Genomic DNA, 25658 nt, shown 5'->3' with positions numbered 1-25658 from the left:
TGGACCGGTTCGAGTATAGCGGATGGCTTACAGCCGCTTGGACACGGTCGGCGCTACAATATTCCGGGCCGGTTGCCACGACACGTCGCGCGCCGGACCTCAAACCGTCGCCTGGCCATGCCAAGATGCCTTTGTAGCTCAGTGGATAGAGCGACCGCCTCCTAAGCGGTAGGTCGCAGGTTCGATTCCTGCCAAGGGCACCACCCCAGCGCGCACTTTGCACTCTACTTTCACTTGTCGCCTGATTTGCTTGTTTTGATTGATTTTGTGGGATAGCATCGGGCTGACTTTTACCTCGAGCCGCGGGGGACGCGGCGGGCTGGAGCAAAATGTTCAAGAACACTCGTGGGTTCCTGTTTGCCGTGGTTTCCACGCTTGCGCTTTCGGCCTGCGGCGGGGGTAGTGTCGGCGGCGATGGTGGCAACAACGGCGGAAATAACGGCGGCAACAACGGCGGTGGCAATCCCAATACTCCTGTCTATCGCCTGGGGGTTCTCAACGGCAGCACATTCACGCCGGGCACGATCGAGATCGGCAGCGCATCGGTAGCCGCCGGTGGTAGCACCACCCTGCGGGTCAACATCGTTGACACGGCCAACAATAATGCCCTGCTGACCGACCTGGTCGAGGTGACCTTCTCCTCGCCCTGCGCGTCCAACGACCGTGCGTCGATCGATTCTCCCGTGCTTGCCACCGGCGGCAGCGCCACGAGCAACTACCGTGCGCTGGGTTGCTCCGGCAGCGACCTGGTCCGCGCCACGGCGACAGTCGGAGGCGCCTCGCTCGTAGCCCAGGGTTCGGTCACGGTGCAGCCTTCGCCGATCAGCTCCCTGCAGTTCACCTCCGCCGCTCCCGCGGCGATCCGCCTGCGCGGAGCCGGCCAGCCGGAAACCTCGGCCGTGCGCTTCCGTGCGCTGAATTCCGCCGGCGGCCCGGTAGCCAATGTCAATGTGACCTTCAGCCTCGACACCACGGTGGGTGGCATCACGCTGAATCCCACCACCGGCACCACCGACAGCAACGGCTTCGTCCAGACCACCGTCCGGTCCGGTACCGTGGCGACCAGCGTGCGCGTCACGGCTCAGACCAGCCTGCCCAACATCCCGCCGGCACAGTCCGACTCGCTGGTCATCTCGACCGGCCTGGCCGATCAGGACAGCTTTTCGCTGAGCGTGGGCTGCTTCAACATCGAAGGCGGCGATTACGACGGCGTCACGACCAGTGTCAATATTCTTGCCGCTGATCGCTTCAACAACCCGGTACCTGATGGCACGGCCGTTGCCTTCCGGGCCGAGGGCGGCTCCATCCAGCCGCAGTGCCTCACTTCCGGTGGCGCCTGCAGCGTGACCTTCCGCAGCCAGAGCCCGCGCACCGGGGATCACCGCGTTACGATCCTGGCCACGGCCATCGGCGAGGAAAGCTTCACCGACGTAAACGGCAACGGCCGCTACAACGCCGGCGAGCCCTTCACGGACCTGGCGGAGGCTTTCCTCGACAATGACGAGGACGGCGTTCGCGATTCGGTGGAGCCGTTCCTGGACTTCAACAACAACGGCAGCTTCACGGCCGGCAGCGGCAACTTTACCGGCGTGCTCTGTGATTCCGGCTGCGACACGGCGACGTCGCTGCATGTGCGCGATTCGCAGCGCATCATCATGTCGGGCTCCGCCGCCACCATCCAGATTTCTCCCAGCCCCATCGATCTCTCTAACGGCGCCGTGGGCGTGAACGTGCTGGTCTCCGACAGCGCCGGCCAGCCCATGCCGGGCGAGACCACGGTGACGGCGACGACCTCGCTGGGCTCCATCGTGGGCGACAGCACGTATGTACAGCCCTGCACCAGTACAGCGGGGGCGTACCCCTACAACTTCGCGATCCAGCCGCCGGAAGGCTTGGATGAGCCCCGCTCGGGCGTCTTTACCATCAAGGTGACCACGCCCAAGGGTGTCGTCTCCACGCGTGCCGTGACGGTGACGTTCACGCCAGATCCTGCGCCGCCTCTGCCTCCGCCGGGCCCGCTGAACGCGATCAGCTTCGTTTCCGCCACGCCGACCACCGTCGGCATCAAGGGCACGGGCCTGAATGAAGTCTCCGAGCTGGTGTTCCAGGTGCAAACCACCAACGGCGGCCCGCTTCCGGGTCAGACGGTCACCTTCAGCCCGAACACGGTTGTCGGCGGCATCCAATTGGAGCCGACCAGTGCGGTGACCGACGCCAATGGTCGCGTAGTGACCCGCCTGCGCGCCGGTACGGTGCAGACCTCGGTGCGTGTCACCGCGACCGCCACCCAGGTCAACAGTGGCGTGGAAACCAAGGTTTCGACCGTCTCCAGCAATCTGACGATCACCACCGGCCTGCCCGACCAGGACAGCGTGTCGCTGTCGCTGTCGACGCACAACGCCGAGGGCCTCGATCGGGATGGCACTGAAGTTACGGCAACGATTCGTGCTGCAGACCGATTCAACAATCCGGCCCCGGATGGCACCTCCTTCGCCTTCCGCACCAATGGCGGCGCGATCGCGGGTAGCTGCATCATGACCAACGGCACCTGCTCGGCAACATGGCGCAGCCAGAACCCTCGCCGGCCGCGGACGCAGATTCTCGCCTTCGGCATCGGCGAGGAGAGCTTCGTCGATCTCAACGGCAATGGCCGGTATGACGCCGGCGAGCCGTTCCAGGATCTGCCGGAGCCCTGGCTGGACAACAACCTGGACGGCGTCTACAACGCGGGGTCCGAGGAATTCCAGGACTTCAACAGCAACGGCGTGCGTGACGGTCCCAACGGCAAGTTCACCGGTACGCTCTGCGATGCGGGGACGGCCCTTTGCGACACGCAGAAGAGCCTCTACGTGTTCGACACACAGGTGCTGACCATGTCGGCCTCGCGACCGGAAATCGACATCACGCCTCCGACGGGTGATGTTACGGTCAACGGTGGCAGCTTCGTGTTCGAAGACGGCAATGTCCCGACCGTAACCATCCCGACGCGGGCGGGAACCGGTGGCACGGTGACCTTCCGTGTCGTGATCCGTGACCGCAACGATCAGCCGATGCCGTCGGGGACGATCATCTCTCTGGTCAATGACGGAGGCGACGTGACGATCACGCCCACGGACGACTTCATCGTGCCGGATACCAACGACGATTCGGTCGCGGGCAACACCTACTCCTGGACGATTGTGGACGAGGCATATGTCCCGGGCGATCAGTTGGGCGCGCTGACACTGAGGGTGATTAGTCCCAGTGGGGTCGATACCCGCTACGAGCTGCGTTTGCGTCTGGATGACGTGACGCCCCCGGGCCCCTGACAGATTCGGTAGCCAGTGAAACGATGAAGAAGGGCGGCCTTGAGCCGCCCTTCTTTATTCTGGTGTGGGAAAAATCCTGCCAGCCCCTGCTCAGCCTCCGCGGCTGCGTGAGCGCAGCGCCAAGTATCCCCCTCCGAACAGCAGCATCAGCATCGCGCCCGCAAAGCCCTGTTTGACCTCCCGTCGCTCGCGGGCGATGTCCGCGTCGATCTCCTGGCGGATCTGGTTGCGCAGCCGCTCGCGGTCTTCCACCGAGGGCTGCAGGGTGGGACCGCGGCGTTCCAGGTCCATGGCGAGGTTCAATTCCACCGAGGCCTGCAGATCCTGCTCCGTGTATCGCGGGAGCTTGTACCAGCGTTCGCCGTGGTAGGCGCCGAGGCCCAAACCCAGGGTAACGGCGATGATCGGCAGGGCGTGCAGGCGTGGTCTGGGGGCGAGTGGTTTCATGGAATCGGGGGCGGCAGGCGTTTGTGCTTGTATTCGCAGAGGTCGGCGATGCGGCACTGCATGCACTCGGGCTTGAGCGCCTTGCAGACGTAGCGGCCGTGTAGGATCAGCCAGTGGTGGGCGTCGCGGCGGAATTCCTCGGGGGTGAACTTGAGCAGGCGGTCCTCCACCTGGCGCACGTTCTTGCCGGGAGCCAGGCCGGTGCGGTTGGACACGCGGAAGATGTGCGTGTCCACGGCGATGGTGGCCTCGCCGAAGGCCGTGTTCATCACCACGTTGGCGGTCTTGCGGCCGACCCCCGGCAAGGCCTCCAGCGCCTCGCGATCGCGAGGCACCTCGCCACCGTGCAGGTCCAGCAACTGCTGGCAGAGGCCGATGACGTTCTTGGCCTTGGTCTGGTACAGGCCGATGGTCTTGATGTGCTGCTTCAGGCCGTCCTCGCCCAGGGCCAGGATGGCTTCTGGCGTATTGGCGACGGGAAAGAGCCTGGCCGTGGCCTTGTTGACCCCGACGTCGGTGGCCTGGGCGGACAGCACCACGGCCACCAGCAGTTCGAAGGGCGTGCTGTAGTTGAGCTCGGTGGTCGGCGCCGGGTTGGCGTCGCGCAGGCGCGAGAAGATCTCGTGTCGCTTCTTGGGGTTCATGGGGTCTTGCTGGCCTTGGCGCGTGCGGCGGCCAGCGCACGGGCCACGGGGTCGGACGGCGCTTCACTGGGATCGCTGGCGGCGGCTCGCGCCTTCAGCAGGGCCTTGCGCTGCTCGTGCACGTTCCGGCGCTCATCGGCGATGCGTGCCAGGCGGCGTTCGCGCTGCTCATAGCGGTGGCGGAACTGCGGAGCCCGCGCTGGCATGGACAACTGCGGGGCCGGGATCATGGCGATGCAGTCCACCGGGCAGGCGGGGATGCAGAGCTCGCAGCCGCTGCATTCGGCCTCGATCACGGTGTGCATCAGCTGGCTGGCGCCGAGAATCGCGTCGGTGGGGCAGACCTGGATGCACTTGGTGCAGCCGATGCAGACCGGCTCGTCGATCACGGCGACGAAGCTTTGCGTGATCGGGACGCCGTTGACGGGGTTCATCGGGACAACCGGCTTGCCGGTGAGCGCGGCCAGCGCGGCGATGCCCTCATCGCCCCCCGGTGGGCACTGGTTGATGCCGGCGACGCCCCCGGCCACGGCCTCGGCGTAGGGCCGGCAAGCCGGGTAGCCGCAGCGCTGGCACTGCGTTTGCGGCAACAGCGCGTCGATGCGGTCGATCAAGAGCCCCTCGCCCGCTTGCGGGAGAGGGGAAGGGGAGAGGGGTTCTGTAGAACTCGCAGTGGTCACTTGCCTTGCCTTCTACAGAAGCCCTCTCTCCCGACCTCTCTCCCGTAAACGGGAGAGAGGAGAACGTCTACTTGATCCGCATGCCCGGCTCGGCGCCGTCGTCCGGCAGGAGCAGGAAGGGCTTGCCGTCGCCGTGGCTCGCGGCAAGCACCATGCCCTCGGACATGCCGAACTTCATCTTGCGCGGCGCCAGGTTGGCCACCATCACCGTGAGACGGCCGATCAACTGCTCCGGTGCGTAGGCGGACTTGATGCCGGCGAAGACCTGGCGCTTGCCCATCGGTCCCAGGTCCAGCGTCAGGCGTAGCAGCTTGTCGGCACCTTCGACGTGTTCGGCGTTCTCGATGCGCGCGACGCGCAGGTCCACCTTGCCGAAGTCCTCGATGCCGATGTGTCCGGTGTCGGAGGCGGGCGCGGGCGCCGAGGCCTTGGACTTGGCGGCGGCTTCGGGCTTCTTGTCGGCGGGCGCGGCGCTGGCGGCTTCTTCGGCGATCATGGCTTCAGTGGCCTTCGGGTCTACACGGGTGATCAGGGCGGCGTAGGGGCGGATATCGGTGCCCAGCAGGGGCTTGTGCGCGTCCGCCCAGGCCAGCGGCTGCTCGGCAAGCAGGAAGTGCTCCACCTGCGTGGCCAGGTTCGGCAGCACCGGCTTGAGGTAGATTGTCAGCTGGCGGAACAGGTTGAGGAAGGTGGTGCAGACCTGGTGCAGTTCGTCGCGCCGGGCATCGTCCTTGGCCATGGTCCAGGGCGCGAGTTTCTGCACCTCGGCGTTGGCGTCGTCGGCCATCAGCATGATCTCGCGCATGGCACCGGCGTAGTCGCCGGACTCGTAGAGGCGCGCCAGGTTCTCGGCCTCGGCGGCGAAGTCCTCGAACAGCGTGCGGTCGTGCATGGCCACGGCCAGGCGTCCGCCGAACAGCTTCTCGATGAAGCCGGCGCAGCGGCTGGCGATGTTGACGTACTTGCCTACCAGGTCGCTGTTTACGCGGTTGGTGAAGTCTTCCAGGCTCAGGTCCAGGTCGTCCGGGCCGTCGCCGAGCTTGGCGGCGAAGTAGTAGCGCAGGTATTCCGGGTTCAGGTGGTTGAGATAGGTGCGCGCACGGATGAAGGTGCCGCGTGACTTCGACATCTTGGCGCCGTTGATCGTCAGGTAGCCGTTGACGTGCAGGCGCGTCGGCGTGCGGTGCTGCGTGCCCTGCAGCATCGCCGGCCAGAACAGGCCGTGGAAGTTGACGATGTCCTTGCCGATGAAGTGATGCAGCTCGGCCTTGGAGCCGGCGGCCCAGTAGGCGTCGAAGTCCAGCTTGCGCGGGGCGCAGAGCGCGCGGAAGGCGGCCATATAGCCGATCGGCGCGTCCAGCCAGACGTAGAAGTACTTGCCCGGCGCGCCGGGGATGGCGAAGCCGAAGTAGGGCGCGTCGCGCGAGATGTCCCAGTCGCGCAGGCCGCCGTCGAACCACTCCTGCAGCTTGGCGCGGATCGAGGAATGCGCCACGTCGCCGGCCAGCCACTCCTGCAGGAAGGCCTGGAAGCGCGGCAACTCGAAGAAGTAGTGCTCGGAGTCCTTCATCACCGGCGTGGCGCCGGAGACCACGGAGCGCGGGTTCTTCAGGTCGGTGGGCGCGTAGGCGGCACCACAGTTCTCGCAGTTGTCGCCATACTGGTCGGCCGTGCCACAGCGCGGGCACTCGCCCTTGATGTAGCGGTCCGGCAGGAACATGTCCTTCACCGGATCGTAGAGCTGCTGGATCGTGCGGCTGGCGATGGCGCCGCCCTGCTTCAGCCGGGTATAGATCAGGCCGGCCATCTCCTCGTTCTCGGACGAGTGCGTGGAGTGGTAGATGTCGAAGGCCACGCCGAAGTCGCGGAAGTCGCGCTCGTGCTCGACCTTGACCCCGGCGATGAAGGCCTCCGGCGTCACGCCGGCCTTTTCCGCCGCCAGCATGATCGGCGTGCCATGGGCGTCATCGGCGCAGACGTAGTGCACCTCATGCCCCTGCAGGCGCTGGTAGCGCACCCAGATGTCCGCCTGGATGTAGCCGACCATGTGGCCCAGGTGGATCGGGCCGTTGGCATAGGGTAGGGCGTTGGTGACGAGGATCTGGCGGCTCATGGGCGGACAGGTATTTGTATGAGCTGGGATTATCGCACCTGCCGCCGGGTGGGGACAGTTCAGTCCCAATTCATCGGCGCGGCCTAAGCTGGGTTCCAGTCCTGCAAAGCGCCCTTCGGAGGCCCCCCATGACCCGCAAATTGCTCGCCCCCCTGCTGCTGGCCTTCAGTGCCACGCTGCTGCCGCTGGACGCGGCCTTCGCCCATCCGCCCGACTGGGCGCCGGCCCATGGCCATCGCGCCAAGCATCGCTACATGTACTACCCCTCCCACCAGGTCTACTACGAGCCCGCCAGCACCACCTGGTTCTGGCTGGACGGCGGCAACTGGCGCTTCGGCAGCCGCCTGCCGGTCTACTACCAGCAGTACACCCGGGGCGGCGTCTGGGTGGACCTCGACGATGACCGGCCCTACCACCGGCACGACTACGTGGTCCGCCATTACGGCCGCCCGCGCCCGGTCGTCGTGGAGCACCACTACCACGACCGCCCACGCAAGGTGGTGGTGGACCACCGCTACCATGACGACCGCCGCCATGGGCACAAGGGCAAGGACAAGCACCGACGGCACGATCGTCACGATTAACCCCGAGCCCGGCGCGAGCCGGGCTTTTTCATGGGGTGGCGGGTTAAACTCCCCGCCCCATGAGCGCCCTGACCCCTGATTCCATCGCCGCGGTCCTGGACCGCCACGTCCACCCACTGATCGGCCGCAGCCTGCTGGCGGCCGGCGCCGTGCGCCGCATCGAGGCCGGCCGCAAGCCGGCCATCGATCTGGAGATCGGCTTCCCCGCCGCCGGCCTGCGCGAGTCGCTGGCGGCCGCGGTTCGGGCCGAGGTCAAGGCGGCGCTGGGCATCGAGCCCGAGGTCCGGATCGGCTGGAAGATCCAGTCGCAGGCGGTACAGAAGAACCTGCAGCCGCTGCCGGGCATCCGCAACGTCATCGCCGTGGCCAGCGGCAAGGGCGGCGTCGGCAAGTCCACGCTCTCGGTGAACCTGGCGCTGGCGCTGCAGGCCGAGGGCGCGCGCGTCGGCATCCTGGACGCCGACATCTACGGCCCCAGCCAGCCGCAGATGCTGGGCAGCCGTGACCGCCCGCAGTCGCCGGACGGCAGGAACATGCATCCCATCGTCGCCCATGGCCTGCAGGCCATGAGCATCGGCTTCCTGGTGCCGCAGGACGACCAGCCGATGATCTGGCGCGGCCCGATGATCGCCCAGGCCCTGGGCCAGCTGCTCAACGAGACGCGCTGGGACGACCTGGACTACCTGGTGATTGACCTGCCGCCGGGCACCGGCGACATCCAGCTGTCGCTGTCGCAGCGCGTGCCGGTCAGCGGCGCCGTGGTAGTGACCACGCCGCAGGACATCGCCCTGCTGGACGCCAAGAAGGCCCTGCAGATGTTCCGCAAGGTCAGCGTGCCGGTGCTGGGCGTGGTGGAGAACATGAGCACCTTCTGCTGCCCCAACTGCGGCCACAGCACGCCGATCTTCGGCGAGGGTGGCGGCGCGAGCATGGCGCAGGACTACGGCGTGGAACTGCTGGGCCGCCTGCCGCTGGACATGCGCATCCGCCAGCAGGCCGACAGCGGCAAGCCCACGGTGGCGGCAGACCCGGAGTCCGATCTTTCCCAGCTGTACCGCGACATCGCCCGCCGCGCCGCCGCGGGCCTGGCCTACGGCACGGCCGACGACGCATTCCCGAGCATCGAGATCACGGAAGACTGATGAGCATCAAATCCGACAAGTGGATCCGCCGCATGGCGGAGCAGGGCATGATCGAGCCGTTCGCGCCGCAGCAGGTGCGCCACGCGGCCGACGGCCACAAGATCGTGTCTTACGGTGTCTCGTCCTACGGCTACGACGTGCGCTGCGCCGACGAATTCAAGATCTTCACCAACATCAACTCCACCATCGTGGACCCGAAGGCCTTCGACCCGAAGAGCTTCGTGGATGTGAAGTCCGACGTCTGCATCATCCCGCCGAATTCCTTCGTGCTGGCACGCACGGTGGAGTACTTCCGCATTCCGCGCAGCACGCTGGTGGTCTGCCTGGGCAAGAGCACCTATGCGCGCTGCGGCATCATCGTGAACGTGACGCCGCTGGAGCCGGAGTGGGAGGGCCATGTGACGCTGGAGTTCTCCAACACCACGCCGTTGCCCGCCAAGATCTACGCCAACGAGGGCGTGGCGCAGATGCTGTTCTACGAATCCGACGAGGTCTGCGAGACTTCGTATGCGGATCGCGGGGGCAAGTACATGGGGCAGCAGGGTGTGACTCTGCCGAAGACCTGAGCTTCGGATGCCTATCTGATTTCACACGGCATGCCGGCGACTACGCCGGTCAGGTGCTGTTGATCTCCGCTGGTTTATTTCGCCTAAGGGCGAGTCACTTTTTCTTTGCTTGCCCAAAGAAAAGACGTACTGCCCGCCGCGCCCACGAGGGCCCGGTGCGGTAGTTTGTATCCAAACAAACAGCATCTCTCTTCCAGAAGGAAGAGAGTTCAGGACACCGCGGGCCGCTGCTGCTCCTGCCAACTCGCCGGAGCCATTCCCGTCCATCTCCGGAACGCCCGCGCGAAATTGCTCGGGTCGGTGAAGCCCAGCAGCCAGGTCACTTCCGCCGCGCTGCGTCCCTGCCGCAGGTACGACAGCGCCAGCTCTCGCCGCGTCTCGTTCAACAGCTCCTTGTAGTTCGCGTTCTCCGCCGCCAGGCGGCGCAGCAAGGTGCGTGGCGTCAGCTTCAGGGCAGCGGCCACGGCCTCGCGCGACGGCTCTCCGGCGGGGAGCTGGCGGATCAGGTGCTCGCGTACGCGTTGCGACACCGGCTGGGCGTCGAAGCGGCCCAGGTAGTCGGCGGCCACCGCGTCGTAGTACCGCAGTTGCTGCGGGTCGGCGCCGGGCAGGGGCTTCTGCAGCTCGGCCAGGTCGAAGATCAGGCGGTCCTGGGGCTGGCCGAAGCGCACCGGGCAGCCGAAGGCCTGAACGTAGGGCGCGGTGTCCGGCGGCGCGGCGTGGCGGAACTCGCAGGCCAGCAGGGCCTCGTGCTGGGCGGAGAGGCCGCGGCCCAGTTGCACGGTAGTGGCCATGAAGGCCTCGAAGGCGGCGTGGGCCAGGGGCACGTCGTGGTGCGGTGGGCGGAATACCAGGGACAGCTGGCCGCCCTCCTGCTCCAGGGCGATGTGGGCGGCGTCGCTGACGATGCGCGAGTAGCGCGCCAGGCGCAGCAGGCCGTCGTAGAGGCTGGGGCTGATGACCAGGGCCGGGCCCAGGGCGTGGAGGGTGCCGGGCTGTACCTGCTTCGGCAGGTCAAGGGCGAAGGCGGGGTCTCCGGTGGCGGCCACCGCCAGCTGCCACAGGCGGGTCATGCCGCGCAGGGGGTAGCGGGCCTCGGGCTCCTCGCGGCGGGCGTAGTCCAGGCCGGCCTGGGCGAACAGGGCGGGGGCGTCACAGCCGCGGGCCTGCAGGGCCCTGGCGATGGCGGCGGCCCAGGTGGCGAGGGTGGTCGGTTCCGGCAAGGGTCGGAGGGGGTGTGGGTATCGGTGAAACACTGTCCCAAAAGGACCAGTCCTGCAAGCGGGCCCCGGCTTAAGCTGGCGCAAATCATCCTGGGAGGAGAACCCATGAAGCGTCCGACGACCCGTCCGATCGCCGCCCTGGCCGCCGCCGGCCTGCTGGCCCTGCTGTCCGCCTGCAAGGAGAAGGCTGCTCCCGCCGCGCCGCCGGTGACCAGCCCCGAGGCCCTGAGCGCGCACAGCGCCGAGTTCCGCAAGGAAGTGGTCAAGGCCGCCGAAGGCGTCTACGTGGCGGTGGGCTACGGCATCGCCAACTCCATCATGCTGGTGGGCGACGACGGCATCATCGTGGTCGACACCATGGAGGACGAGGCCACCGCGCAGGCGGTGCTGGCGGAGTTCCGCAAGATCACCGACAAGCCGGTCAAGGCGCTGATCTACACGCATTCGCATCCGGACCATATCGGCGGCGCGCGCATCTTCAGCGGCGGCTCCGATGCGGTGCCGGTCTACGCGCAGCGCGAGGTGATCCGCAACATGGATCGCACCACCTTCGAGCTGCAGGAGGCGATCACGCGCCGCTCGCTGCGCATGTACGGCCCGATGCTGCCGCCCGAGGAGATGGTCAACGTCGGCCTCGGCCCGGGCCTGGAGATCCACGAGGGCAGCAAGATCGACATCCTGCGGCCCAACAAGCTGTTCGACGAGAACCTCAAGGACCGTGTCGCCGGCATCGACTTCGAGCTGGTGCATGCGCCGGGCGAGACCACCGACCAGCTGTTCGTGTGGCTGCCCAAGCAGCGCGTGCTGCTGCCGGGCGACAACCTCTACAAGACCTTCCCCAACCTCTACACGATCCGCGGCACCACCTACCGCGAGCCGCGCCTGTGGGCGGACTCGCTGGACAAGATGCGCGCGCTCAAGCCCGCGGTGCTGGTGCCTAGCCATACGCGTCCGCTGCAGGGCGAGCAGCAGATCGACGAAAACCTCACCACGTATCGCGACGGCATCCGCTACGTCAACGACCAGGCCCTGCGCCTGATCAACCTCGGCTACACGCCGGACGAGATCGCGCCGCGCATCAAGCTGCCGCCGCACCTGGCGTCCTCGCCGTTCCTGCAGGAGTTCTACGGCAAGCCGGGCTGGTCGGCGCGCAGCATCTTCAGCGGCAACCTCGGATGGTTCGATGGCAATCCGACGAACCTGCAGCCGCTGCCGCCGGAGGAGCAGGCGCAGAAGATGATCGCGCTGGCCGGCGGCGCCGAGGCCATGCTGAAGCAGGCACGGGACGCCGACGCCAAGGGCGAGTCGCAGTGGGTGCTGGAGCTCACCGACTACCTGCTGCGAGCGCAGCCGCAGGCGGCGGAGGCCAAGCAGCTGCGCATCAAGGCACTGCGCGCGCTGGGCGAGCGCGAGGCCAACCCCAATGCGCGCCACTGGTACCTGGTCACCGCGCGCGAGCTGGCGGGTGAGTTCAAGCTGCCAGGGCGCATCATGCAGCCCACGCCGGAGATGCTGGCGCAGCTGCCGCTGAACCGCTTCTTCGACGCGCTGGCGATCAACCTCAACCCCGAGGCCTCGGCGGACGTCATGACCTCCGTCGCCTTCGAGTTCACCGACAGCCCGGAGCGCTACACCTACATCGTGCGCCGCGGCGCCAGCGAGGTGGTACCGGAGCTGCGCGGCGATGCCGACATCGTGGTGCGCGTGTCCGGCCAGGCCTTCAAGGAGATGCTGGCGAAGCTGCGCAACCCGGCGATCGCCCTGGTGCGCGACTTCGAGGTCACCAAGGGCGGCAAGCTGGAGTTTGCCAAGTTCATGAAGATGTTCGAGCCGATGGAAGAGGGTCACTGATGCTGCGTCTTGCCATTCCCGCGCTGGCGCTGCTGCTGGCCGCTTGTGGCGGCAGCAGCGCGCCGGGCACCGCCGCAGAGACGCCGTTGCCGCAGCCCACACCCGAGACCCAGGCGATCGCGCTCAACTGCAGCTGGCTGGTCCGCAGCGATCCGGACCTGCTGAACATCGCCTTCCCCGACGAGGCGGCGACCTATTGGGTGGCGGCCGTGCCGGCGCTACCGGGCATGCGCCTGCGCATCGAGGGCGAATACCCGCACTCGCGCTACTTCTCCTACAACGCCTATGACCCGGCGCTGCGTCCCACCGACGCCATCACCGACTACCAGCTTGACCCCAGCGAGGGCGGCAATCCCTACCGCAGTGCTGGTGCCACCCAGGGGCGCTATGTCGCCTACCTGAAGCCGGGCGCGGTGCCCGAGATGCGCGAGCCCAACACGATCTATGCCGGCAGCATCAACCTGCTGAATCGCGTCGACCTGCCCAACCCGGTGTGGCTGCTGATCTACCGCATCTACCTGGCCGAGGGCAGCCGCAGCGGCGGCGTGCCGCTGCCCAAGCTGACGTTGGAGACCGCGGGCGGCACGGCCACGCCGGTGGCCCTGGAGAGCTGCAACCCGCTGCCGCCCGAGGGCTTGCCGGGCCTGGTCAACGGCGTGATCCGCGACAGCAGCAATCCGCTGCCGGGCCTGCCGTTCCCGCTGGCGCCGAAGCAGCCGCAGATGGTGCGTTTCTACGGCCTGCCCGAGGCGCTGCGCCAACTGGTCAGCAATGCCGTGGGCTTCCAGCTGCCGCTGGGCGCGATCACCGGCGCCGATACCGGCGGCGGCTTCCTCAGCAACATCGACAATGCCTACGTCACCAGCATCGCCAGCCGCGACAAGGGTTCGCTGTACATCCTGCGGGCGCGCGCGCCGAGCCATGCACAGCGGCCCTCGGAGGCGCCGCTGGGGGCGGCGCAGCTGCGCTACTGGTCGATCTGCACCAACGAGTTCGTGACCCAGCGCTACGTCGATTGCCTGTCGGACTTTGAGGTTCCGGTGGACGCGCAGGGCTACTTCACGTTGGTGGTGTCGGACCCGGCGCAGAAGCCGGCCAACGCCACGGATGCGAACGCCATGGCCTGGCTGCCCTGGGGCTCGATCTATCCGGACTCGGTGCTGATCTACCGCCACATGCTGCCCTCGCCGCACTTCACGCAGGCGGTGCAGAACGTGCCCTACGGCACGCCGCCGGTGGACGTGATGGGCGAGTACCTGCCGCGCATCGCCTACTGCGACAAGGCGACGATCGAGGCGGCGGGCAGCGCGGCGCAGGCGTTCGCGGCTTGTGCCGCGGAGTAGGGCGGTATTCCTCAGGCGGCACGGAGAACGTCATGCAGCCGAGGGCCGGCGTCCAGTCGGGCGGGGGGGCACCCCTGTCCGGGACTGGATGCCGGCTTTCGCCGGTATGACGACGCCCTTCAAAGCTGGTATGGGAGGCAGGTGCGAGCGCTGGTGGTGGGAGTGACCGGCGTTCGCGGCTGACAGCCGCTCCTGCGGGGTCGGGGGGCGAGGCGGGCCTGCTAGTAAAAATCGCCTTGTCGCAAATATTTCACTTGGCATCCCGACGGTCGCAGGCATCCTTGCCGCTCTGACGACCTGACCGACTGCACATGTCCAAGCTCCTTCCGCGCCTGTCCGCCACCAGCTTCCTGCTGCTGCTCTGCGCCTGCGGCAGCTCCGACCCCATGGGCGATGGCCCGCGGCCTGGCACCCCCGCCGCTGCCAAGGTCTGCGATGCCTATGCCGGACCGGTCCTGGCGACCTTGAAGCATCAGCGTGGTGCATTGCACGAGCACAGCTCCTACTCCGATGGTGACATCCATTCGATCCCGGCTGACTACTTCGCCGCCGGCAAGGTGGGTGGGCTGGATTTCATGGGCAGCAGCGAGCACACCGACAACCTCGATCCGCTGGTGTTCATCTCGCTGGGCAGCGACTGCTTCACTACGCCGGACGGCCTGCTGACCTGCCTGACGCCCAGCGTCGACGAACTGAACAAGTGGGAGTCGATCAGCCAGCAGAGCGAGGCGGCGAGCGACGCAAGCTTCCTGGCCTTCCGGGGCTTCGAGTGGACCTCGGACCGTTTCGGCCACATCAACGTCTTCTTCGGCAAGGACCAGACCAACGCCAAGCTCGACGGCGGCTACCTGCTGACGATGGAGTCCTTCTGGAGCTGGTTCGACCGTTCGCCGGACACGCCGCTGCTGGGCGGTGGCAACGACAGCATCGCCATCTTCAATCACCCTGGCGACAAGACGCTGGGCGACTTCGACCCGGGCGGCAACTGGTGGAATCTGCGGCACGTACCGCAGGCCGACGAGCGCATGGTCGGCATGGAGCTGTACAACGGCGGCAGCAGCGATCGCTACGTCGATTGGTATGCACTGGCGCTGGACAACGGCTGGCACGTAGGCGCGGTCAGCGGCGAGGACGAGCACGGCACGAACTGGGCGTCGCCCGAGCTGCCGAAGACCGTGATCCTGGCGCCAGACCTTGCCCCGGCCACGATCAAGGACGCCATGCTGGCGCGGCGCATGTATGCCGTGGTCGGCGGCGAGGACCTGGAGATCGAGATGACCGCCGAGGGGCACCCTATGGGTGCGCGACTGGGCTGCGACGTCAATGCCAGCGTGCCGCTGCAGGTGTCCGTGCGTTACCGCGACGGCCGCAGCTACCCGGGGCGCATCGCGCTGTACGACAAGGCCGGCGAGCCGCTGCTGCGCAGCGGCGGTAGCCGCCTGGAGTACGCCCTGCCGGTGTCGGCGAACGAGCGCTGGTACTACGTGCGCGTGGAGAACGAGGCGGGCGAGGCGGTGGCCTATACCAGCCCGGTCTGGGTCAAGGCGCGCTGAGGAAGCCTGGGAAAGTTGCCGTTCGCCCTGAGCCTGTCGAAGGCTGAACGGCAACTGATTGACCGCCAGTGGGGAAGTCTGCTCGCGCTTCGACGGGCTCAGTCACGAACGGACTTTTTTGGAGCGTCCCTAGCCGGCGGCGGCCTGCAGCTTGCAGCCGCTGAAGACGGTCTTGCCGTCGCGCTCGAACGTGGCCTCGTCGCCCTTGCCCAGGAACACCAGCTTGTCGCCGACGTACCTGGCGCCGGAGGCGGACGGGGCCTGGCTCAGTTCCACGGCGTCTTCGCCGGGCAGGGTGACGGCGACCTTCTCGGACTCGGCGTCGAGCATGGCCACCGTGACCTTGGCGTCGCCCTCGCAACGGTAGAGCATGGTCATCGGCTGCGCCGTCGCCGGCTCCTCGATCACCACGTTCTCCGGGATCGGGGCAGGGGCGTCGGCGGCCGGCGCGGCCGCGGGAGGGGCCTCCGTGCCGCGCGAGCAGCCGGCGAGCAGGACAGCGATCAGCAGCAGGCGCAGGGCGGGCATCGATAATCCTCGGAAGGCCTCAGCGCGGGCGTAGCGGCGTCCAGTTCTCGCCGTTGTCCGAGGTCAGGATGTTCTTGGCGTCGGCGGCGAGATAGAGCTTGCCCCAGTAGCCATACTTGTAGCCGGTGTCGTCGTACTGGTTCGGGGCGCGGTCCAGGGCGTCGCCGCAGGCCGGCAGCGGCAGGTTGCCGACCGTCTTCCAGGCCCCCTCACCGTAGACGCTGCAGCTGCGCTCCTCGACCTGCGGGATCGGGGAGGACGGCTGTAGCACGTCGGCAGTGGCCACCGGTAGCGTGACCGGCTGCAGCGGCGCGGCGGCATCCAGGATCGCCTTGACCGAGCCACGGTAGCCGAAGGCGCTCCAACTGCGGCCCTGGTCCTCGGAGCGGTAGAAGTAGTTGTTGTCGGCGGCCAGCAGCTGGCGGCCGGCCAGGCCGAACTTGAAGCCCTGGCTGTTGTAGCCGAGCACCGACTGGTCCACGGCCTTGAGGCAGGATTCCAGCGAGCCGCGGCCCAATGTCTGCCACTGGCCATTGTCGTAGGCACGGCACAGCGCCGCGGGGGCATCCTGCGCGGCGGCGGCAAGGCTGGAAAGGCTGAGCAGCGCGAACAGCGCGGCGCGCATCGGGTGGACCATCTTCGACGCTCCTGGAATCGGGTGCGCCGACTCTACCACGCCGGCCCCTCCGGACCGACCCCCGGGCGGGGGATCAGGCGCCGGGGCTGGCCGCGGCGCCGCGGCCGCGGATGCGGCACAGCAGGCCCATCACGCGGTTGGCCACGGTGCCGCTGGCTTCCTCGGGCTGGCGGATCTTCTCCACCTGGTAGGCCGCGCGCAGCTTCGGCGCGTCGCGCAGGGCGCGATGATGGCGCAGGGCCGAGGCGATGTTCATGCCCAGTGGGCCGCGGCGCACCGGCTTGGGCAGCAGGCGATAGACCTGGCCCTGGTTGATCAGGCCGATGAAGACGCTGACGTCCTGGAAGGGCGTCAGAACCAGGGTGACCACCTCCGGGTGCTGGGCCTTGAGCAGCTTCAGCAGGGGCGTCACGGTCTCGCGCTTCACCACCAGCTCGGAGACGATCACGGCGATGTCGTGCTGCTCGATGGCGGCCATCGCGGCGTCCAGGGTCTGCGCCCACAGCACGCTCATCGAGGGGCCGACGATCTCCTGGACGGCCTGGACCACTTCGGCGTCGTCGTCGATCACGAGCAGGGTTTCGCCGGGTGCCGGCTGCTTGCCGGGCAGGGCCATGGCCACCGGCGCCACGAAGCTGCCGGTCTCGGTGAACAGCGGCTGCGGCGGGGCTACCGGGCCGGCGGCCATCAGCGCGCGCGAGATTTCGGCGGCCTGGCGCACGGTGTCGCGCAATTCGGCGGCGTCCCAGGGCTTGTTGATGAAACGGAAGATCTCGCCCTCGTTGACCGAGGCCACCACGGCTTCCAGCTCGGAGTAGCCGGTCAGCAGCAGGCGCATGGTGTTGGGCGATTTCTCGCGCACCTGTCGCAGCAGCTCGGCGCCGCGCATGATCGGCATGCGCTGGTCGCTGACGATGACATGCACCGGCTCGCGCGCGATGATGGCCAGGGCCTCGTGCGGATCGGTGGTGGCGTGCAGGCGGTAGTCGCCGCGGAACAGCATCGCCAGCGAGCGCAGGATGCGTTCCTCGTCGTCGATCAGCAGCAGCGTGGGCTTGGCATTCATGGGGGAGGTGTCTCGGCTTCAGGCGGCGATGGCGGCCACCCGCTCGGCCGGTTCGGCCGACGGCCCCGCCGCCTCGAGCGGCAGGCTGATGACGAATTTGGTGCCGCGGCCCGGCTCCGACACCACGTCGATGCGGCCGCCGTGAGCCTGCACGATCTGGAAACTGATCGACAGGCCCAGGCCGGTGCCCTGGCCGATGGGCTTGGTGGTGAAGAAGGGGTCGAAGACCTTCTTCAGGACCTCCGGCGGCATGCCCTTGCCGTTGTCCTGGATGTGGATGCGCACCCACTGATGGTCCGCCTCGGTGCGCAGCAGCAGCTTGCCCTGGTCATGTTCGATCGCCTGGGCGGCATTGGTCATGATGTTGAGCAGCACCTGGTTGATCTGCGAGGGCGAGCAGCGGATGTTGGGGATGTCGCCGAAGCGGCGGATCACCTCGACGCGCGCCTTCAGCACGTTGTTGGCGATCATCAGGGTCTGTTCCAGGCAGTCGTTGAGCGAGACGTCGGCAACGCGGGCCTGGTCCAGGCGCGAGAAGTTGCGCAGGCTGATCACCAGGTCCTTGATCGTGTCGACGCCGAACAGGGTGTCGCCGAACAGCGCGCGGGTGTCTTCCAGCAGTTGGTTCTCGCGCAGGTCCGCCATCAGTGCGGCGCACTGCGCCATCTGTTCGCCCAGGGCCTGCTCGTCGGCGGATTCGTCGTTGAGTAACTGGCCCAGCTTGTCCTGCGCGGCGATCACTTCGCCGAGCTGCTCGAACACGCCCTGGACCATCTCGACATTGTTGCGCACGTAGCCCAGTGGCGTGTTGATCTCATGCGCCACGCCGGCCACCATCTGGCCCAGCGAGGCCATCTTCTCGGACTGCACCAGCTGCGCCTGCGACGCCTGCAACTGGCCGTAGGCCTCGCCCAGTTCGCGGGCAGCCTGGTCCACACGGCGCTGCAGTGCCGAGATCAGGTCCAGCACGATGCCCATGCCGAGGTAGCGGCCCCGGTCCACGATCACGAAGTCCTCGGTGATCGGCGAGCCCAGCTTGGCGGTGATGTGCGCCGCCGCTTGCTCCAGCGTGCTGCTGACGTCCACCACCAGCGGCTCGGCGTTCATCGCCTGTGTCACCGCGCGTGGGCCGAAGATCTCGCGGCCGAAGCGGCGCAGGAAGATGCCGTTGAGGGTGTGGCGGCTCAGCGTGCCCACGGGGACGCCGTCCGGCGTCACGATGGGCAGGCACAGCATGCGGGCGTATTGCGGCTCCAGGAGGACGTCGGCGGAGGCGTCGATCGTCAGCCCGGGGCTGACGGGAGCCACCGTCTGCAGCAACGCGGCAACTTCGCCGCTGGCGACGGGAACAGGCAGGGATGGCGGCGCAGCGGTCATGGCCCCTTCAGGCTACGTGACCGCAGTTACGACTTTGTTGCAGTGACGAGGTGGGACCGCGTTCAGCCGCCGGAGGTCAGTCGCGCCTGATCTGCCAGCAGCGGTGCGCCGGCGGCGGACGCTTGAAGTCCTCGTCCAGCGTCTGCGCCGTGATGTCCTTGATGATCAGGCCTTCGAGCTGCGCCTCGTCCAGCTTGAAGCCGCGGCGGTTGGTGGAGAAGTACAGCACGCCGCCCGGCGCCAGCAGCGCCGCGCAGCCCTGGATCATCTCCACGTGGTCGCGCTGCACGTCGAGGATGCCTTCCATCTTCTTGGAGTTGGAGAAGGTCGGCGGGTCGCAGAAGATCAGGTCGTATCGCTCGCCGGGCTTGGTGCCGGCGATCTTGAGCCACTGCATGCAGTCGGCGCGCACCAGTTCATGCGGCGCCTGCGGCTTGGCCTTCCAGGGGCTGCCGCCGCGGGCGGGCCGATGGATATGGTCGCGGCGGTCGCGCAGCGTGCCGGTCTGCTGGCTGTCGAAGCCGTTGAGGCGCAGGTTCTCCGCGGCCCAGTCCAGGTAGGTGTTGGACAGGTCCACCGACACCGATTCGCTGGCCCCACCCATGGCGGCGTGTACGGTGGCGGCGCCGGTGTAGCAGAACAGGTTGAGGAAACGCTTGCGGGCGCTCTCTTCCTGGATGCGCTTGCGGATCGGCCGGTGATCCAGGAACACGCCGGTGTCGAGGTAGTCCTCGAAGTTCACGCGCAGCTTGCAGCCGTATTCGTCGATCTCCAGGAAGTGGCCGATCTCGTCGTGCTTCTCGTACTGCGCGGTGCCCTTCTGCGACTTGCGCATCTTGAAGTGGATGCGCGAGGCCGGCACCTGCAGGATGTCGCTGGTGTGCGCCAGCGCCTCGCGCAGGCGGATCTCGGCCTTTACCGGGTCCACAGTCTTGGGGGCGGCGTACTCCTGCACGTGCACGTGCAGTTCGCCGTCGGCCTGGTAGAGGTCCACGGCGATGGCGTAGTCCGGCAGGTCGGCGTCGTAGACGCGGTAGTTGGTCACGCCGCTGCGCTTGACCCACTTGCCCAGGTGCTTGAGGTTCTTCTGCAGGCGGTTGGCGTATTCCTCGCCGCCGCGCGGCTGCGGCGTGGCAGAGGCGGGGTTGATGTCGAAGTTCAGCAGCTTGGCCTGCAGCGCGCCGTTGTACAGCGAGTACATGCGGCCGGCGCGCAGGCCCAGGCGCGGGCCCAGGTCGGCGCGGCTGGTGAAGACCGCGGCTTTCCAGCCGGGGAAGTGCTGCTTCAGCGACATGCCGAACAGCGAGTACAGCTTGATGATCTCGCCTTCCGCACCCAGGCGTTCGCCGTAGGGCGGGTTGGTGATCACCAGGCCCGGCTGGTCGCCGATGGCGCGCGCTTCCAGGGCATCGCGCTGGGTCCAGTCGATCTTGCCGGTGAGGCCGGCCTGCGCGGCGTTCTTGCGCGCCGACTTCAGCGCGCCCAGGTCGACGTCGCTGCCCGCCATCGGTGGCAGCTTCTTCAGGCCTTCGTTGCGCCGCTCCACGGCCTCGGCATGCAGGTCGGCCCAGAGCTTGGGGCGGTGGTCCAGCCAGGCCTCGAAACCCCAGTGCTCGCGCATCAGGCCCGGTGCCACATCGCCGGCCATCCAGGCGGCCTCGATCACCAGGGTACCGGAACCGCACATCGGGTCCACCAGCGGCGCGCCCTGGGCGGCCAGCTGCGGCCAGCCGGCGCGGACCAGGATCGCGGCGGCGAGGTTCTCCTTCAGCGGCGCCTCGACCCCGCGCAGGCGATAGCCGCGGCGGTGCAGGCTGTCGCCGGCCAGGTCCAGGCTCAGCGTGGCCTGCTCCTTGTCCAGGTGCAGGTGGATGCGGATGTCCGGGTTGTCGGTGTCCACGTCCGGGCGCTGGCCCACGGTATCGCGGAAGTGGTCGACGATGGCGTCCTTCACCTTCAGTGCGGCGTAGTGCGTGTGCGTGATCGTGGGCGAATGGCCGGCGACCTCGATGGCGAAGCGGTGCGAGGCGGTGAACAGGTCGTCCCAGGCCAGTTCGCGCGCGGCGCTGTAGAGCGCGTCGGTGCCGCCTTCGATGGGAAAGCTGCGCAGGGGCAGCAGCACGCGGCTGGCCAGGCGCGACCACAGGCAGGCGCGGTAGGCCACGGCGGTATCGCCCTGGCAGGCGACGCCGCCCATGCGCTCCTTGACCTCGGTGGCGCCGAATTGAGTCAGCTCGGCGGCGAGCAGGGGTTCGACGCCGCGAGGCGTGGTGACGAAGAGGGGAAAGGCGGACATCCGCTAATTATCCCGTAAATCCGTGGGTTCAGGCGGGCGGGCGTGCCAGTTCGCGCTCGTAGGCGTCCAGGACCGCCTCATTGAAGCAGGCAAAGACCACCTCCAGCGGCTGCCCATGGGCCGTGACGAAGGCGCGCACCTCGCGCACGGCGATGGCGGTGGCAGCCGCCACGGGGTAGCCGTAGACCCCGCAGCTGATGGCGGGGAAGGCGATACGGCCCACGCCGTTCTCCAGCGCCAGACGCAGGCTGCTGCGGTAGCAGCGCGCCAATAGCTCCGGCTCGCCGGCGTGGCCGCCCTGCCAGATAGGCCCCACGGTATGGATAACGTGGCGGGCCGGCAGGCGATGGCCGCCGGTGATGCGCGCTTCGCCGGTGGGGCAGCCGCCCAGGCCGCGGCACTCGGCCAGCAGGCCCGGGCCGGCGGCGCGGTGGATGGCGCCGTCCACGCCGCCACCACCCAGCAGGCTCTCGTTGGCGGCGTTGACGATGGCGTCGACGCCCAGCCGCGTGATGTCGGCGATTTCGGCGTAGAGCTGGGGCGGCATATGCATGCCGCAGATAGTAGTCGGTAGATAGTAGATAGTAGTAACGGCCCGGGCACGCCTGGCTGCTACTACTATCTACAAACGACTATCGACTATCTGGCTTCTCGGCTACCAGGCGAAGCCGGCGGCCTGGGCCACGGCCGGGGTGGTGAAGCCGGGCCGGGCTTCGCGGCTGCGGCGCGGCAGGGGGCGCGGCGATTCGTGCTTGGCTTCCAGGCGCTCCAGCAGGTTCAGGCCGTCGGCCCAGGGGCCGTAGCCGCTGTCGGTGTTGACGTGGCCGGCGTCACCCAGGCTGAGGAACTCGCTGTCCCAGGTGGCGGCCAGGGCGCGGGCGCGGGACTGACTCAGCCAGGGGTCGGACTGGCTGCCGACCAGGATGCTGGGGATGCCCAGGGGCGCCTGCGGCAGCAGGCGGGTGATGCCGAACTTCTCCGGCGCGGCGGGCGCCACCAGCAGCAGGCCGCGGACTTTGGGCGCCACGCGGCGCAGGGCGTGGACGCTGGCCAGGGTGCCGAAGCTGTGTGCGATCAGCACCACCGGACGCGGGTCGGGGTTCACCGCCGCCACCACCTGGGCGCTCCAGCGCTCCAGGTCCGGCGTGTTCCAGTCGGCCTGCTCGACGCGCGAGGCGCCCAGGGCGCGCTCCCAATGGGTCTGCCAATGCCCGGGGCCACTGCTGCGCAGGCCGGGAACGATCAGGTACCGCAACTTGGTTTGCCAGCTCATGTGAATCCTCCAGTTGCCGGCAGGTTACGGGAGGCTCATCCAATGAAAAAGGAATTTGGAATTGTATTTATATTCCAAAACGAGCGTCACGCCGCTGGATTTCCAGCAGCTCGAAGGACGGCGTCGGCTCCTGCCAGGGGCGGCGCAGCAGGCCCAGCCCCAGGGCGGCGGCGGTGAGGGCCGCCAGGGCCGACCACAGGAGCAGCAGGGGGCGGCCTGTGTACTGCAGGGCGCTGCCGCTGGGCTCGGCGGTGTACAGATCGGCCGTCAGGGGCTGGGCCGGGTCATAGCGCACCCACAGCGGCTGTCCGGGTCCCAGCGGCTGGTCGCGCAGGAATCGGCGCTGGTGGCCGTCGTAGCGCAGCTCGTAGAGGTACTTCTGCGAGCTGGCGCCGCGATCCTGCGGCAACTGCTGGGCCTGCTCCAGCAGCAGGGTGGCGGGGGCGGTGCGGCCGTCGCGGTCCAGCGTGGCGGCGCGGCGCAGTTCCGACACCAGGCCGGCGCCCATCGCCAGGGCCGCCGCGATCAGGGCGACACCCAGCAGGCTGCGCAAGCCCTGCGGCAGCGTCGGCTGGGCGGTTTCGGGACGATTCCGGGTGGCGGTGGACATGGCGGACTCCGTGTTGCGGTGAGTGCAACCAGTGTCGTGCCGGCCCCTGTCAGGCGGCAGACACAGGGGAGGGCGGCTTGTACTCCTTTCTGTACTCCTGGTGTCGTATCCAGGGGGATACAGATGCCTATTCGTCCCGCTGTGCCCTACGCCGCAGCCAGGCCAGCCAGCCGGCGCCGGCGACCAGCACGGCGGCCATCAGGGCGTAGCCGGCGGGGCCGGGATCGCGCAGCAGCGCGCGGAGCTGGTGGCCGAAGGCGGTCACCAGCAGGTTGCCGGGCAGCAGGCCGATCAGGGTGCCGGTCATGAACACCCAGAAGCGCACCCGCAGGGCGCCGGCCGCCAGGTTCACCACGCTGAAGGGGGCGAGCGGCAGCAGGCGCAGGCCGGCGATGCCGGGCACGCCGCCCTTGCGCAGCAGGCGGCTGAGCTTGTCGATGCTGCGGATGTTCAGGGATTGCAGCCGATCCTGGCCGTAGCGCGCGCCCAGGCCGTAGAACACCGCGGTGGCGACCAGGCTGCCGCCCAGGGCATAGGCCAGGCCCAGGCCGGTGCCCATGGCCAGGATCACGGCGACGTTGAGCAAGGTGTTGGGAAACAGCACGGCGCTGGCACCGACATACAGGCCCAGGATCACCGGGATGGCCCAGGGGCTATGGCGCAGGCTGAACAGCCAGTGCGCGATCTCGCGCGGTTCGGCGTAGTCGTGCAGCGGGGTCCAGCGCCAGGCGCCGGCGACGATGAGGATGGCGGCCACCAGCACGGCGGCCGCCATCAAGGCGACCCTGCGGGATCCTTCCGCCTGGGAATTCATATGGGGCATGCGTCCTTGCCTGCCGGGGGGTGATGCCCTATCTGACCGGCAATCCGGCCGGCGGTTGCATCGCCTTGGCGATCAGCGCCCGGTGAACTGCGGCGCGCGCTTGGCCAGGGCGGCTTCCACGGCCTCGCGGTGGTCCTCGGTCTCGTGCGCCAGGGCCTGGAAGGCGGCGGAAAGCTGCAGCACGTCGCTGAGGCGCTGCTGCTGGCCCTCGCGCAGCAGGCGCTTGGACAGGCGCAGGGTCTTGGCCGGGTTGGCGGCGATGCGCTGGGCCATGGCCAGGGCTTCCGGCAGCAGGGATTCGGCCGGCAGCACGCGGGACACCAGGCCCAGGGCCTTGGCGGCGGCGGGGTCGATGCTGTCGCCGGTGAGGATCAGCTCGGAAGCGGCGGACAGGCCGATGATGCGCGGCAGGATCCAGGCGCCGCCGTCTCCCGGGATCAGGCCCAGGCGGATGAAGCTGGAGGCGAAGCTGGCTTTCTCGGAGGCCAGGCGGATGTCGCAGAGGCAGGCCAGGTCCAGGCCCAGGCCGATGGCGGGGCCGTTGATGGCGGCGATCATCGGCAGCTCGCATTCCCACAGGGCCTCGATGGCGCGCTGCACGCCGCGGCGGTAGCTGGCGCGGGTGTCCACGGCGCCGTCGGTGGCATCGGCGATGCCCTGGCGCTGGTGGATGGCCTGCAGGCTGCCGCCGGCGCAGAAGGCGCTGCCGGCGCCGGTGAGCACGATGCAGCTGGCGCGGCTTTCCTGGGCCTGGCGCAGGGCGGCGGCGAGGTCCTCGCAGTCGGACACCTCGGCGATGGCGTTGCGACGCTCCGGCCGGTCCAGGCGCAGGGTGACGACGTTGTTCTCGAGGCTGTAGTGAACGAAGGGACTGCTCATGGGGAATCCTGTGCGGTGCGCCAAGGGCGGCGAGCGTAGCAGGGCCGGGCAGGGCGGAGCATTCCTTGACATCGTTAAATTAACGACGTTAATGTTTCCCCATGCCACGGGCCCAGCTCACCACCGACGAACTCGAAGCCATGCGCCGCCGCCTGTCCGCGGCGGGGCTGGAGATCTATCGCGCGGAAGGGCTGGAGGGCGTCAGCTTCCGCCGGCTGGCCGAGCAGTTGAGCGTCAGCCACACGCTGCCCTACCGCTACTTCGACAACAAGGACGCGCTACTGGCGCGCATGCGCGTGGATGCCCTGGCGCGCTTCGAGGCCGAGGTGCGCGAGCACGAGTCGCGCGCCGACGGGCCGATGGCGCAGGTGCATGCGGTGGCCGAGGCCTATGTCGCCTTTGCCCACCACAACCAGGCGGAGTACCTGCTGATCTTCGCTACGCACCAGCCGGCGGTAGAGCAGTATCCGGAGGTGATGGAGGCGCGCCGCCGCATCTTCGAGCATGCCGTGGAGGTGCTGCAGCGCTGCATCGACGGCGGCCTGCTGCGTGGCGATGCGCGCGAGCTGGCCCACGCGCTGTGGGTGACGCTGCACGGCCTGATGAGCCTGCATGCCGCCGGACAACTGATACACGGCAAACCGCTGGACGAACTGGTGGAGCCACTGCTGGGGCGGCTGCTGAGCGCCTACAGGACCTGAAGCGGCCTTTAAAG

The 25658-nt window shown here is 68.1% G+C and carries 23 protein-coding genes and 1 tRNA gene; 9 read left to right on the top strand and 15 right to left on the bottom strand.

The features are described from left to right. The first annotated feature begins 127 nt into the window (after positions 1 to 127). A tRNA-Arg gene (locus QT386_RS07310) sits at positions 128 to 203 on the top strand. A gap of 126 nt (positions 204 to 329) precedes the next feature. Then, positions 330 to 3308 (top strand): hypothetical protein, encoded by a 2979-nt coding sequence (locus QT386_RS07305; RefSeq protein ID WP_289273093.1) that lies wholly within the window; start codon positions 330 to 332, stop codon positions 3306 to 3308. A 90-nt stretch (positions 3309 to 3398) separates the two neighbouring features. Here QT386_RS07305 and QT386_RS07300 read toward each other — a convergent pair whose 3' ends face one another. The 4 genes from QT386_RS07300 to metG all read right to left on the bottom strand — a co-directional run bounded on the left by QT386_RS07300 (position 3399) and on the right by metG (position 7192). After that, positions 3399 to 3755, bottom strand: coding sequence for a hypothetical protein (locus QT386_RS07300; protein WP_289273092.1), 357 nt, complete (start codon positions 3753 to 3755; stop codon positions 3399 to 3401). Next, complete coding sequence (nth, locus tag QT386_RS07295) at positions 3752 to 4399, bottom strand: endonuclease III (RefSeq protein WP_289273091.1); 648 nt, start codon at positions 4397 to 4399, stop codon at positions 3752 to 3754. Before nth ends, QT386_RS07300 begins: the two co-directional genes overlap by 4 nt. Beyond that, on the bottom strand, positions 4396 to 5013 hold the full coding sequence (locus QT386_RS07290; protein ID WP_289273090.1) for an RnfABCDGE type electron transport complex subunit B: 618 nt from the start codon (positions 5011 to 5013) through the stop codon (positions 4396 to 4398). Before QT386_RS07290 ends, nth begins: the two co-directional genes overlap by 4 nt. 133 nt (positions 5014 to 5146) lie before the next feature. Next, entirely contained in the window at positions 5147 to 7192 is a 2046-nt protein-coding gene (gene metG / locus QT386_RS07285) for a methionine--tRNA ligase (protein ID WP_289273089.1), read from the bottom strand. A gap of 128 nt (positions 7193 to 7320) precedes the next feature. Here metG and QT386_RS07280 point away from each other — a divergent pair, with 128 nt between their 5' ends. The 3 genes from QT386_RS07280 to dcd are packed head-to-tail and all read left to right on the top strand — an operon-like array spanning position 7321 to position 9484. Beyond that, positions 7321 to 7776, top strand: a complete 456-nt coding sequence (locus tag QT386_RS07280) for a hypothetical protein (protein WP_289273088.1) — start codon at positions 7321 to 7323, stop codon at positions 7774 to 7776. A 59-nt stretch (positions 7777 to 7835) separates the two neighbouring features. Continuing rightward, positions 7836 to 8918 carry an iron-sulfur cluster carrier protein ApbC gene (gene apbC, locus QT386_RS07275; RefSeq protein ID WP_289273087.1) on the top strand — a complete coding sequence of 361 codons (1083 nt, stop codon included), beginning with the start codon at positions 7836 to 7838 and terminating at the stop codon, positions 8916 to 8918. Beyond that, positions 8918 to 9484, top strand: a complete 567-nt coding sequence (gene dcd / locus QT386_RS07270) for a dCTP deaminase (protein WP_104229613.1) — start codon at positions 8918 to 8920, stop codon at positions 9482 to 9484. Before apbC ends, dcd begins: the two co-directional genes overlap by 1 nt. A 209-nt stretch (positions 9485 to 9693) precedes the next feature. On the opposite strand, the gene QT386_RS07265 is transcribed toward dcd, so the two are convergent. Next, entirely contained in the window at positions 9694 to 10707 is a 1014-nt protein-coding gene (locus QT386_RS07265) for an AraC family transcriptional regulator (protein ID WP_289273086.1), read from the bottom strand. 105 nt (positions 10708 to 10812) lie between these two features. On the opposite strand from QT386_RS07265, the gene QT386_RS07260 reads away from it, so the two are divergent. The 3 genes from QT386_RS07260 (at position 10813) to QT386_RS07250 (ending at position 15454) form a co-directional block, all read left to right on the top strand. After that, on the top strand, positions 10813 to 12558 hold the full coding sequence (locus tag QT386_RS07260; protein ID WP_289273085.1) for an alkyl sulfatase dimerization domain-containing protein: 1746 nt from the start codon (positions 10813 to 10815) through the stop codon (positions 12556 to 12558). Continuing rightward, positions 12558 to 13901: a hypothetical protein gene (locus QT386_RS07255; protein WP_289273084.1), complete on the top strand. Its 1344-nt coding sequence runs from the start codon at positions 12558 to 12560 to the stop codon at positions 13899 to 13901. Before QT386_RS07260 ends, QT386_RS07255 begins: the two co-directional genes overlap by 1 nt. 311 nt (positions 13902 to 14212) lie before the next feature. Further along, complete coding sequence (locus QT386_RS07250; RefSeq protein ID WP_289273083.1) at positions 14213 to 15454, top strand: hypothetical protein; 1242 nt, start codon at positions 14213 to 14215, stop codon at positions 15452 to 15454. Positions 15455 to 15583: 129 nt separating this feature from the next. Here QT386_RS07250 and QT386_RS07245 read toward each other — a convergent pair whose 3' ends face one another. From QT386_RS07245 to QT386_RS07200, 10 genes are all read right to left on the bottom strand, one after another. Continuing rightward, complete coding sequence (locus QT386_RS07245) at positions 15584 to 15982, bottom strand: MliC family protein (RefSeq protein WP_289273082.1); 399 nt, start codon at positions 15980 to 15982, stop codon at positions 15584 to 15586. A gap of 19 nt (positions 15983 to 16001) precedes the next feature. Then, complete coding sequence (locus tag QT386_RS07240; protein ID WP_289273081.1) at positions 16002 to 16619, bottom strand: hypothetical protein; 618 nt, start codon at positions 16617 to 16619, stop codon at positions 16002 to 16004. 73 nt (positions 16620 to 16692) lie between these two features. Next, positions 16693 to 17685, bottom strand: a complete 993-nt coding sequence (locus tag QT386_RS07235) for a response regulator (protein ID WP_289273080.1) — start codon at positions 17683 to 17685, stop codon at positions 16693 to 16695. 18 nt (positions 17686 to 17703) lie between these two features. After that, positions 17704 to 19062, bottom strand: a complete 1359-nt coding sequence (locus QT386_RS07230) for a sensor histidine kinase (protein WP_289273079.1) — start codon at positions 19060 to 19062, stop codon at positions 17704 to 17706. A gap of 76 nt (positions 19063 to 19138) precedes the next feature. After that, positions 19139 to 21358: a bifunctional 23S rRNA (guanine(2069)-N(7))-methyltransferase RlmK/23S rRNA (guanine(2445)-N(2))-methyltransferase RlmL gene (gene rlmKL / locus QT386_RS07225; protein ID WP_289273078.1), complete on the bottom strand. Its 2220-nt coding sequence runs from the start codon at positions 21356 to 21358 to the stop codon at positions 19139 to 19141. A gap of 28 nt (positions 21359 to 21386) precedes the next feature. Next, the gene (locus tag QT386_RS07220) at positions 21387 to 21911 is read right to left on the bottom strand and encodes an O-acetyl-ADP-ribose deacetylase (RefSeq protein ID WP_289273077.1); all 525 of its coding nucleotides are present in this window, start codon (positions 21909 to 21911) and stop codon (positions 21387 to 21389) included. 102 nt (positions 21912 to 22013) lie between these two features. Next, on the bottom strand, positions 22014 to 22631 hold the full coding sequence (locus tag QT386_RS07215) for an alpha/beta hydrolase (protein ID WP_289273076.1): 618 nt from the start codon (positions 22629 to 22631) through the stop codon (positions 22014 to 22016). A 67-nt stretch (positions 22632 to 22698) separates the two neighbouring features. Further along, positions 22699 to 23241, bottom strand: coding sequence for a DUF3592 domain-containing protein (locus tag QT386_RS07210; RefSeq protein ID WP_289273075.1), 543 nt, complete (start codon positions 23239 to 23241; stop codon positions 22699 to 22701). Between the two features lie 127 nt (positions 23242 to 23368). Continuing rightward, positions 23369 to 24016 carry a TVP38/TMEM64 family protein gene (locus QT386_RS07205; protein ID WP_289273074.1) on the bottom strand — a complete coding sequence of 216 codons (648 nt, stop codon included), beginning with the start codon at positions 24014 to 24016 and terminating at the stop codon, positions 23369 to 23371. 120 nt (positions 24017 to 24136) lie between these two features. Beyond that, a complete protein-coding gene (locus QT386_RS07200) occupies positions 24137 to 24943 on the bottom strand; it encodes a crotonase/enoyl-CoA hydratase family protein (RefSeq protein ID WP_289273073.1) in 807 nt (268 codons plus the stop codon). Between the two features lie 101 nt (positions 24944 to 25044). Here QT386_RS07200 and QT386_RS07195 point away from each other — a divergent pair, with 101 nt between their 5' ends. After that, positions 25045 to 25644: a TetR/AcrR family transcriptional regulator gene (locus tag QT386_RS07195; protein WP_289273072.1), complete on the top strand. Its 600-nt coding sequence runs from the start codon at positions 25045 to 25047 to the stop codon at positions 25642 to 25644. Positions 25645 to 25658: the final 14 nt, after the last annotated feature.

It is taken from the genome of Solimonas sp. SE-A11, assembly GCF_030345715.1.
Lineage (GTDB): Bacteria > Pseudomonadota > Gammaproteobacteria > Nevskiales > Nevskiaceae > Solimonas_A.
The sequence above is the reverse complement of the archived record's forward strand: the minus strand, read 5'-3'. Positions and strand labels throughout refer to the sequence as shown.

What these genes read in the sequence shown, in the direction of transcription:
- QT386_RS07305 (WP_289273093.1), top strand. Translation starts at nt 330, where the DNA reads ATGTTCAAGAACACTCGTGGGTTCCTGTTTGCCGTGGTTTCCACGCTT.
- QT386_RS07300 (WP_289273092.1), bottom strand. Translation starts at nt 3,755, where the DNA reads ATGAAACCACTCGCCCCCAGACCACGCCTGCACGCCCTGCCGATCATC.
- nth (WP_289273091.1), bottom strand. Translation starts at nt 4,399, where the DNA reads ATGAACCCCAAGAAGCGACACGAGATCTTCTCGCGCCTGCGCGACGCC.
- metG (WP_289273089.1), bottom strand. Translation starts at nt 7,192, where the DNA reads ATGAGCCGCCAGATCCTCGTCACCAACGCCCTACCCTATGCCAACGGC.
- QT386_RS07280 (WP_289273088.1), top strand. Translation starts at nt 7,321, where the DNA reads ATGACCCGCAAATTGCTCGCCCCCCTGCTGCTGGCCTTCAGTGCCACG.
- apbC (WP_289273087.1), top strand. Translation starts at nt 7,836, where the DNA reads ATGAGCGCCCTGACCCCTGATTCCATCGCCGCGGTCCTGGACCGCCAC.
- dcd (WP_104229613.1), top strand. Translation starts at nt 8,918, where the DNA reads ATGAGCATCAAATCCGACAAGTGGATCCGCCGCATGGCGGAGCAGGGC.
- QT386_RS07260 (WP_289273085.1), top strand. Translation starts at nt 10,813, where the DNA reads ATGAAGCGTCCGACGACCCGTCCGATCGCCGCCCTGGCCGCCGCCGGC.
- QT386_RS07255 (WP_289273084.1), top strand. Translation starts at nt 12,558, where the DNA reads ATGCTGCGTCTTGCCATTCCCGCGCTGGCGCTGCTGCTGGCCGCTTGT.
- QT386_RS07250 (WP_289273083.1), top strand. Translation starts at nt 14,213, where the DNA reads ATGTCCAAGCTCCTTCCGCGCCTGTCCGCCACCAGCTTCCTGCTGCTG.
- QT386_RS07245 (WP_289273082.1), bottom strand. Translation starts at nt 15,982, where the DNA reads ATGCCCGCCCTGCGCCTGCTGCTGATCGCTGTCCTGCTCGCCGGCTGC.
- QT386_RS07240 (WP_289273081.1), bottom strand. Translation starts at nt 16,619, where the DNA reads ATGGTCCACCCGATGCGCGCCGCGCTGTTCGCGCTGCTCAGCCTTTCC.
- QT386_RS07235 (WP_289273080.1), bottom strand. Translation starts at nt 17,685, where the DNA reads ATGAATGCCAAGCCCACGCTGCTGCTGATCGACGACGAGGAACGCATC.
- QT386_RS07230 (WP_289273079.1), bottom strand. Translation starts at nt 19,062, where the DNA reads ATGACCGCTGCGCCGCCATCCCTGCCTGTTCCCGTCGCCAGCGGCGAA.
- rlmKL (WP_289273078.1), bottom strand. Translation starts at nt 21,358, where the DNA reads ATGTCCGCCTTTCCCCTCTTCGTCACCACGCCTCGCGGCGTCGAACCC.
- QT386_RS07220 (WP_289273077.1), bottom strand. Translation starts at nt 21,911, where the DNA reads ATGCATATGCCGCCCCAGCTCTACGCCGAAATCGCCGACATCACGCGG.
- QT386_RS07215 (WP_289273076.1), bottom strand. Translation starts at nt 22,631, where the DNA reads ATGAGCTGGCAAACCAAGTTGCGGTACCTGATCGTTCCCGGCCTGCGC.
- QT386_RS07210 (WP_289273075.1), bottom strand. Translation starts at nt 23,241, where the DNA reads ATGTCCACCGCCACCCGGAATCGTCCCGAAACCGCCCAGCCGACGCTG.
- QT386_RS07205 (WP_289273074.1), bottom strand. Translation starts at nt 24,016, where the DNA reads ATGGCGGCCGCCGTGCTGGTGGCCGCCATCCTCATCGTCGCCGGCGCC.
- QT386_RS07200 (WP_289273073.1), bottom strand. Translation starts at nt 24,943, where the DNA reads ATGAGCAGTCCCTTCGTTCACTACAGCCTCGAGAACAACGTCGTCACC.
- QT386_RS07195 (WP_289273072.1), top strand. Translation starts at nt 25,045, where the DNA reads ATGCCACGGGCCCAGCTCACCACCGACGAACTCGAAGCCATGCGCCGC.